Below are 7,359 nucleotides of genomic sequence, written 5' to 3'. Positions count from 1 at the left end.
CACAAGCATTGCGCCGCGGTTTGGGCAGCGCAATCGTAGAGTTGAAAAATGCCGGCTAGATTGTAAATCCAAGCCGAAAATGGAATAGGTTGGAACTCGGAAGGGCAATCGGGAGCGACGCGGCGGCGCGCAGACCTGAGTCAACGACGAATTCCTGCGGACGAGCGCGAAGCGGCCGACCTTGAAGATCGAGGTCCGTTGTTTCGCGTTGTTTTGTTGTCGGTTACCGGCGCCGGCAAAGCTGAGACGCTCATTGAGGGAGGTTCCGAATGGTCTGTACGGCGGAAGAGGACGAGCGCAGCATTCGGGAGAAGTACGGGGATATGTTGGAGGGGACTGGTGAAGAGGGGCAAACTGTAGAGTATAGCTCGTTGGATGTTGCACATAACATTATTCTGGGATCAATCTACTTTTTGTATCTCTCATGGCAAAACCTGCGAGAAAAGGGAGTTTCCCTTGCTGATACTTGCTTGGGTTATAGTGCTCTAATAATTGGGTGCGCGCTATTATTATTGAGAAACGCCAATAGAGGAAGGCGGAGGGCTGCTTACCATACAAGGATTTTAATACTGTTTTCCATGGGATGGCTTCTTTTCAATATGTGGTTCTATTTTGACTGGCCCCCGGTGTTTGTTTTTGTATTTTCATTGCTTTTACTATCAATAGGATACCTTTGCCTTCTGGGAATGCGATATATTGTTGCCGATGTCACTCGAAGAGTTACCGTCGTAAAAGCGATGATGCGATTGTCTTTATTTTGCCTGGCTCTTAAAGGGCTCTTTTTTTTCTTCAGCTTGTTTCCCAACGTCGGAACAGGGTGGATCCTTGCAATACTGTTGCTTGCTTTTTTGTCGCTTTTTTACACTCTCCTTTATGTGCGTTCATTGATACCCTCAAAGTCCAAGAACATTTTTTGTTTCATCATAAAGTCCATGACTTTCAGCATTCATAAACTGTATACACACTTTTTCGGGCTTTTTTGCGGAAAGTTTTCCGTGTACGGTATGGCTTCTGCTTTATGGTCCGAGCAGAATTTATCTTTTACATTAATGTACTTTGCCGTTGTATCTTTGATTTGTTATTGGGTGTCGATAGAACAGCCCTGGGGCATCGCTTTCATGTTTGTGGTTGTCTCTGTTGCGGCTGGGGATTATACGGGTTTTTCGAGACCTTATACAATTAAAAGTGTAAAGGATCTATATTTTTATTATGGAAGGTGGATTCTCAATTGTTTTAATATTTTTCATGCTCTTTTTACCAGAGTGGGAGTGCTCCTATATTTTTTTCATTCTTCTTGGGCGGCGAGCTATAGTCTTGTGGCGTGGGTAGTATTTTTATGGCATGTCATTATGTCTGAAGTTTATTTTTACAAGTGGAATAAATTCATTGGGGCACAGAAATGATAGCGATTTAAGGAGGGTATTGGAGCGCTGGATATCCAAACGTAACAGGTAAATTGAAAAAGGCTTCCTTGGCAGACGGATCAGAGCAGCATGTACAGCAAACGCCGTCTTGTCCTCTGTCTTTCCTGCCGACAGCAAGCGGGTCATGTGGTCAACCAGGGTAACCGGACCTCCAGTCCCCGGCTTGCCCAGAACGGCGTCCACCTTCCAGTCTTCGACGTAAAGCCTCTGCTCAATGTCCTTGGGTCGAAGCTCGATGGAAACGGTGTCCCTGATAGGGCCCCCGGCCATATGGCCGCGTTTTCTTCCCGTAGGGTTTGCCTTTGCGCCGCCCCTGCAGGATAGGCAGGTGTCCTCTCGCTTCAAAGGACAATCGCCCGGACTTCACGGCCCGGCAGATCGTGTTTACGGATACATCGAGGGATTCCCTGCCCTTGATCCGTTCCGGCGGCCACCCCTCCTCGGGCCGAGTCCGGAGACGGGACGGCAGCGCTTTGTCCTCCAGCGTGAAGGCCGGCCGGCAGCGTTTGCGGCGCAGACGCTAGAGCTTGTCCTCCTCGTGGGCACTGTCGGCGCCTTTGACGGGATTTCGCCGGAGCTCCCTGCCGATCGTCGAGGGACTTCGGTTCAGGGGGGCCGGCGATCCTTCGGAACCCGCATCCCTGAGCACGGCTGTAAGATGCCCCCTGCGAGGGCTGACGGTGACAACCCATACCCTTCCCATTAGAAATTTCAGAGGAAGGGGCAGACTCTGGGAGTCGGTCTCCTTCGCTGTATTATGCCCGCAAAATTCATTGGCCGCGAACAACTGCCACTTGTGGGCCTTTTTTTACTCTTCTCACCCCATGCTGTTGCGTTTCGATCGTAAATCCGAGATATATAATAAGCGCGGGGGAAGAAAGTGGCCTGGACCAACCCCTCGAAACGATGTATGGGGAGGGCAACATCGATGGAAGCTGTCGCCTCGTCCTGTCGCGATCGAGCGCGATCGAGGTATTACGGATGGGATGCTGTGTTTGAAGATCCACTGGGGCGGTATCTATGACCGAAAGAACTTTTTCACAAGCATTGCGCCGCGGTTTGGGCAGCGCAATCGTAGAGTTGAAAAATGCCGGGAATACAACAGCGTATCGGGACGTGCTGCTGCGTTGTTGTTTACGTGATATCTCCTACGACTGGCAATCGGAAGGGTCGAGGGGACATTATCTGTACGACGCTCTTTTGGCGTCCGGGGAACCGGAATATTACGAGAGGGCAATTATAGAGAAGTCTCTTTCGCGCTGCTCCGACGGATTGTTCTATCAGCTGTCGGCGATCCTCTATCGATTTGCGGATGACGGAAGCGAGGACGCCAAAGAGGCATTGCATTCCAAATACGACTATTTCGCGTCGAAAAAGGGGCGGCTCAGAGAGACCCCGCCTGTGCACGAGGGCTTTCAATGGGACGAGGTCGTTTTTCATCTCCTGTACCTGGACGGTTTTTCCGCATTCAAGCGCTATGCCGAGGATGTCGGCAAAATCCTTCTGCGCGACTCCGAAAACCGGGCAATGTACGACGGATGGTTCGATGTCAGGGTCAAAAACGTCTTCGGGAAGAAGAGAGTCGACGCATTTCTCGACAGGAACTATGGACGTTCGGCTGCCATCAAGGCCCTTGTGGATACATTGAAAATCAGGTCGGATGGGGTGAACCCATTTCAGGCGGAAGCCAAGCGCAGAAAAATAACGATTGACGACCTGCTGCAAATTGCGAGAGGGCTGGCCGCCGAAGAGCGTCCGCGCCTAAAAATGACCGGCTCCATATACAGGTTTGCCAAAAAAGCATCCGATTCCGAAATGCGGGATCTGGCGCATGCGGCTTTGCATGAAGAGCACGAGACGGTAAGGGCTCTGCTTTTGAAGCCCTTCGGTTTGAAGACGACTTGGAGCAGGCCGTTTCCGCTGGATATCTCCCCACTTATGGAGTACGCCTGGTCTGAAAATACGTTGCTGGCGGAATCTGCCATAGATTGCCTGGAAGCGTTCAAAGATAAGAGGATTCATGATCTGGCCGTCCAACTGCTGGAACGGAAGGGCCTGGGCTCTTTTGCGCTCGCTTTGCTCATAAGAAACTACAGGAAAACAGACGACGCCCTCATTGCCGGACTGATTGGTAAATCGGGCGTCATCCCGCACCATGTCCAACAGGATATTGGGGAAATATACTGCTGTCACCGTTCCGCAGATGCGTTACCCATCCTTCTGCATACCTATCGACGAGGCGAGTGTGCGTTTTGCAGGCACTATATCGTAAGAGCGATGCATCGCTGCGGGGGGGTGCCGATGAAAATTCTTAAGGAGTGCCTGTATGATTGCTACGATGAAACGAGGGATTTTGCAAAACGGTTGATAAAGCGCTCTTCGATTCATTCGGAGGGCGACGGCATGAATGTCCGGCAACTATCATGACAGGTCTCAAGCTGCATTGCTTCCACGAGGCAGACTCGGCTGAAGGGGAAAAATCTGAAGGAGAAAAAATGGCCGTCGCAATGGGAATGACGACGGAAAGGGCCGTACGTTCGCATGCGTACGGCCCCGCTCGTATTCCTGCCCGAACCCTCTAGCTCTCCAGCGCGGTGCGTACCCGGACGGCCACTTCTCCGTCGTCCGGCACCAGACGACCGGCCGGACGGGGGTCCAGGACGGCGCACAGGGCGAATACCGCCAGGCAGACGGGCCATTCCAGGAAGATCAGGTGCGGGCCGATGCGCGTTGCGGGGACCCAGGTCCAGAGCGCCCAGACGACGAGGGAGGCCAGGATGGTGAGGACCCCGGCGGAGCGCTTGCAGAGGCGCGGTGCGTAGAGGTTGGCCAGGATCAGCAGGGTGAAGGAGGTCGTGATGGCCAGCCCCGAGGTGAGCGTCTTGAGGATGCCGACCACCGTCAGGGAGAGGACGAAGGAGCAGGCGCTGACGAACAGGACGGCAAATCGGGACATGAGAAGGCCCGAGTCCGCGCGTTCGGAACGGAGGGGCAGATGGTTCAGCACGTCCTGCACCAGGAGCGTGGAGCTGCCCATGAGAAGCCCTACCGCGGTGGAGACGTCCGCGGCCCACAGCCCGGCCAGGAAGAGCCCTCCGATCAGGGGGCTGATGTGAGCCGCGATGGTGGGCAGGGCCAGGGTGGGGTTCGGAAGGCCGGGGAACTGCGACGCGGCCATGATCCCGAACAGGGAGCACAGGAAACCGGCGGGAAAGATCAGCAGGGCCCCGAGAAGGAACCCATTGCGCGCGGAGCGCTCGTCCCGGGCCGACAGGGCGATCTGGACGGCGGCCTGTGTGGAACAGGCCATCGTGATCATGACGGCCATCCAGGCGGCCAGAATGGCGGAGCCGATGCCCTCCACGGGGTCGAACCAGGCCTTTCCCTCGGGCAGGGCCTTCAGGATGTTCTCGACCCCGCCGAAACCGCGCACTCCGCCCCAGAGCGCCGTAAAGATTCCGACGTAGATGATGACGACGTTGACGACGTTGGTGAGTCCGCTGGCCCAGTAGCCTCCGGTCAGGGTGATGGCGATGAAGACGGCGGCCGAGGCGATCATGCCGGTCTTGAGGGTGAAGAGTCCCGGAAGCATGGACGCAAGGATGGCGCCGCCCGCGACGTATTGAAGCGCGGTGATCGTCATCATGATCAGAAGCTGGGCCACGACGCCGACGAGCCGGGCCTTGGGGCCGAAGGCCGCTCCCATCATCTCCGGAACCGTGTGCTGACTCATGCGGCGGAACCGCGCGGCCAGGAAGAGCCCGACGAAGAGGCCGCCTGCGGCCCATGCGCCGTTGTACCATCCGGCGGAGAACCCCGCCGTGTAGGCATGCTCCGCGACGCCGACTGTCGAGGCCCCGCCGATCGCCAGCCCGGCCAGCATCACCGCAACCAGGCCCGTGGGGAGCTGCTGCCCCGCCATGAGGTAGTTCAGCATCTTTCCCTCTCCTGCGGCCTGGATCTTCGACGCCTTCCAGGTGATGGCCGACAGCAGCAGGGCATACCCAATCAAAATACACAGCGATACGTTGACGTTCATCCTTCCGTTCTCCTCTCGTTTCCCGAAATAAAAAAGACCCCCGCACGTTCGGTGCGGGAGCCCCTTTTTCCGTATGATTCCGGCGGCCTCAGCTCAACGGGCAAGCGATACGCCGATCCTCATTCGAAAGGGATCCCCGCATGTCGAGCTAAAGCTAAAGTAAAAGCGATCGAGGCCAATGGCCGTACGGCGTGTCCATCCGCGATCCATGCGGTTCACCTCCATTTTCGAAGAGCGTCCGGCGCTTCCGGGATGGGCGTCATCATAAGGGTTCGGCGTCTTAAAGTCAATAGGGCGGGGATAAATTTTCTGGATTTTTCGTCTGCGGGGTTTATGCCGTGGGCCCCAGACCCTCCCGCAGCCCCCTGGAGTTTCTGAACTCCAGGCAGCGCCGCAGAAAGTGGTCCGCGGCCGCCGGGCTGCCCATGAAGTTCAGGTGCAGGTAGGAGCCCAGCACGTTCCCTTTGGCGTAGCCTCCGGGCCTGGATGCGCCGGTTCGGACCCTCGTGATGTCGAGCGCGAAGGGAAATGGCCCGTCGTCGGGTTCGACGACGGAGAAGTGGAACTCGTGTCCGCGCAGCACCGCCCCCTCGGGACAGAGCACCGTGTCCCGCAGGGCCCGGGCCTCCACGTAGCCCACGGTCTGAAGCCGGTCGTTCATCCGGCATCGGGCGGGCACGAGCCCCGCCATCTCGAACGTCTCCCCCCGAAGGTCCGTGATGGAACGGGTCAGGTACATGAACCCGCCGCATTCCGCAAAGAACGGCATCCCCAGCTCCGCGGCCCTCGCCATGGCGGCGCGCATGGGCCCGTTGGCCGAGAGCTCGCGCGCGAAGACCTCGGGGAACCCGCCGCCCAGGATGACGCCGTGCGCGTCGGGCAGGGCCTTGTCCCGCATCGGGCTGAAGAACGTCAGCTCCGCGCCCCGGTCCTCCAGCGCGGAGAGGCTCTCGGGGTAGTAGAAGGAGAACGCCTCGTCGCGCGCCACGGCAAGGCGCACGCCCTTGGCGAAGGGGGGCGGTGCGGCGGGGAGCTCCGCCTCGATCGGCGGTGCGGAGCGGGCCGCGGCCAGGAGCAGGTCGAGGTTCACCCCGCGCTCCACCGCGTCGCGGATGCGCCCGATGCGCTCCAGATCCGGGGACTCTCCGGCGGGGACCAGGCCAAGGTGCCGCTCGGGCAGGGTCAGCGCGTCGTCGCGCCTCAAAGCCCCGAGGAGGGGGATCCTCACCCTCCGGAGCCCCTCGCGGATCGTCTCCAGGTGGGATTCGGAGCCCAGGCGGTTCAGGATCACGCCCCGAAGGTCGACCTCCCGGTCGTACTCCCGAAACCCCAGGGCCGCCGCCGCCGCGCTCTCTCCCATGGAGCGCACGTCGATCACCAGAACGACGGGAAGCCTCAGGATCTTCGCGATCTGCGCGCTGCTGCCGATGCCCCCGCGCCCCCCGTCGTAGAGCCCCATGACCCCCTCCGTCACGGCGATGTCGGCCCCGCGGGAGGTCCGGACGAAAAGGGCCGTCATGGCCCGTTCGTCGGTCAGCCAAGTGTCCAGATTGCAGACGGGGCAGTTCCCCGCCAGCCGATGATGGCCGGGGTCGATGTAGTCGGGGCCGATCTTGTACCCGCAGACGCGAAGTCCGCGCCCGCGCAGGGCGGCCAGGAGCCCGCCGACGATCGTCGTCTTGCCCGAACCGCTCCGGGTTGCCGCGATGAGGAGCCGGGGAACGCGCCTCAGGCCGTCATCCATGTCCCAGCGTCCTTATTCCTTCATCCCAGTCTCTTCATCGCCCTCAGGAGTCGGCCTTCTCGGTGTCCCCGTTCTTCCTCAGGATTTCCTCCCACGTGATGAAGGAGTGGTAAAAGACCTGGTCGTCGTCGTCGAGCCCGCGAGTTATCTCC

Annotated in this window: 4 protein-coding genes; 2 read left to right on the top strand and 2 right to left on the bottom strand. The window is 58.4% G+C overall.

What is annotated here, in order from left to right; translation table 11 throughout:
- Positions 1–269 precede the first annotated feature (269 nt).
- Both ABLA28_RS09675 and ABLA28_RS09670 read left to right on the top strand, forming a co-directional pair.
- Positions 270–1,403, top strand: coding sequence for a hypothetical protein (locus ABLA28_RS09675; protein ID WP_347713490.1), 1,134 nt, complete (start codon positions 270–272; stop codon positions 1,401–1,403).
- A 1,041-nt stretch (positions 1,404–2,444) separates the two neighbouring features.
- Positions 2,445–3,851: a hypothetical protein gene (locus ABLA28_RS09670; RefSeq protein ID WP_347713489.1), complete on the top strand. Its 1,407-nt coding sequence runs from the start codon at positions 2,445–2,447 to the stop codon at positions 3,849–3,851.
- A 151-nt stretch (positions 3,852–4,002) separates the two neighbouring features.
- Here the strand turns inward: ABLA28_RS09670 and ABLA28_RS09665 are convergent, their stop codons facing one another.
- Both ABLA28_RS09665 and ABLA28_RS09660 read right to left on the bottom strand, forming a co-directional pair.
- Entirely contained in the window at positions 4,003–5,463 is a 1,461-nt protein-coding gene (locus tag ABLA28_RS09665) for a sodium:solute symporter family protein (protein ID WP_347713488.1), read from the bottom strand.
- A gap of 331 nt (positions 5,464–5,794) precedes the next feature.
- On the bottom strand, positions 5,795–7,207 hold the full coding sequence (locus ABLA28_RS09660) for a cobyrinate a,c-diamide synthase (protein WP_347713487.1): 1,413 nt from the start codon (positions 7,205–7,207) through the stop codon (positions 5,795–5,797).
- Between the last annotated feature and the right edge of the window lie 152 nt (positions 7,208–7,359).

This window comes from uncultured Fretibacterium sp. (genome assembly GCF_963544685.1).
In the GTDB taxonomy this organism is placed as follows: Bacteria; Synergistota; Synergistia; order Synergistales; family Aminobacteriaceae; genus CAJPSE01.
Note: the sequence above shows the minus strand (reverse complement) of the source record. Positions and strands in the feature narration are given on the sequence as shown.